Genomic DNA, 1,631 nt, shown 5'->3' with positions numbered 1-1,631 from the left:
CCAGGGGTGAAGCTCCAGTTGCCGCTGCCATCGGCGGTAATCTGGCCGATCGGGTTGCCGCCACCATCGGTCAGGGTGACGGTGGCACCGACTTCAGCTGTACCGCTGATGGTCACGCCGTTACTTGGATTGATTACTGGCGCAGCCGGCGCGCTGGAGTCGACGGTAACCGTCGCTGCCGGGCCGGTGTTGCCAGCCGGGTCGCTCGCCGTGGCGTTGACCACAGTGCCGTCGGCCAGCGGTGTCGCGGGGCTGTAGGTCCAGTTGCCGCTACCATCGGCCGTTGCCTGGCCGATCGGATTACCGCTGCCGTCGGTGAGGGTCACCGTGCTGTTCGGCTCGGCGGTACCGCTGAGGCTGCTGCCGTCGCTCAGGTTGACGGTCGGAGCGCCCGGGGCCATGCCGTCCACGGTGGTGCTGCCCTGCCCTCCGGTGTTGCCAGCTGGGTCGGTTGCCGTGGCGTTAATCACCGTGCCGTCGGCCAGCGGTGTGGCCGGGGTGAAGCTCCAGTCGCCATTGCCGTCGGCGGTGGTCTGGCCGATGGGGTTACCGCTGCCGTCAGTCAGGGTGACAGTGCTGCCCGGCTCGGCGGTGCCGTTGATTTCGCTGCCGTTGCTCGGCTCGACCACCGGTGCGACCGGGGCCACCGAGTCAACCGTGGTAGTGGCCTGCGGACCGGTGTTGCCGGTCGGATCGGTCGCGGTGGCATTCACCACGGTGCCGTTGGCCAACGGCGTACCAGGGGTGAAGCTCCAGTTGCCGCTGCCATCGGCGGTAATCTGGCCGATCGGATTGCCGCCACCATCGGTCAGGGTNCCAGGGGTGAAGCTCCAGTTGCCGCTGCCATCGGCGGTGATCTGGCCGATCGGATTGCCGCTGCCATCGGTCAGGGTCACGGTGGCGCCCGCTTCAGCTGTACCGCTGATGGTCACGCCGTTACTTGGATTGATTACTGGCGCAGCCGGCGCGCTGGAGTCGACGGTAACCGTCGCTGCCGGGCCGGTGTTGCCAGCCGGGTCGCTCGCCGTGGCGTTGACCACAGTGCCGTCGGCCAGCGGTGTCGCGGGGCTGTAGGTCCAGTTGCCGCTACCATCGGCCGTTGCCTGGCCGATCGGATTACCGCTGCCGTCGGTGAGGGTCACCGTGCTGTTCGGCTCGGCGGTACCNCCATCGGCCGTTGCCTGGCCGATCGGATTACCGCTGCCGTCGGTGAGGGTCACCGTGCTGTTCGGCTCGGCGGTACCGCTGAGGCTGCTGCCGTCGCTCAGGTTGACGGTCGGAGCGCCCGGGGCCACGCCGTCCACGGTGGTGCTGCCCTGCCCTCCGGTGTTGCCAGCTGGGTCGGTTGCCGTGGCGTTAATCACCGTGCCGTCGGCCAGCGGTGTGGCCGGGGTGAAGCTCCAGTCGCCATTGCCGTCGGCGGTGGTCTGGCCGATGGGGTTACCGCTGCCGTCGGTCAGGGTGACGGTGCTGCCCGGCTCGGCGGTGCCGCTGATTTCGCTGCCGTTGCTCGGCTCGACCACCGGTGCGACCGGGGCCACCGAGTCAACCGTGGTAGTGGCCTGCGGACCGGTGTTGCCGGTCGGATCGGTCGCGGTGGCATTCACCACGGTGCCGTTGGCCAACGGCGC

The 1,631-nt window shown here is 69.0% G+C and carries 1 protein-coding gene; it reads right to left on the bottom strand.

Features of this window, described 5'->3' with window-relative positions; all coding sequences use genetic code 11:
• Positions 1–1,631, bottom strand: a 1,631-nt coding sequence (locus tag FQ664_RS25735) for an Ig-like domain-containing protein (RefSeq protein ID WP_256676096.1), incomplete at both ends; no start/stop codon positions are given.

Origin of the sequence: Pseudomonas persica, from assembly GCF_900291015.1 — a bacterium.
In the GTDB taxonomy this organism is placed as follows: domain Bacteria; phylum Pseudomonadota; class Gammaproteobacteria; order Pseudomonadales; family Pseudomonadaceae; genus Aquipseudomonas.
Note: the sequence above shows the minus strand (reverse complement) of the source record. Positions and strands in the feature narration are given on the sequence as shown.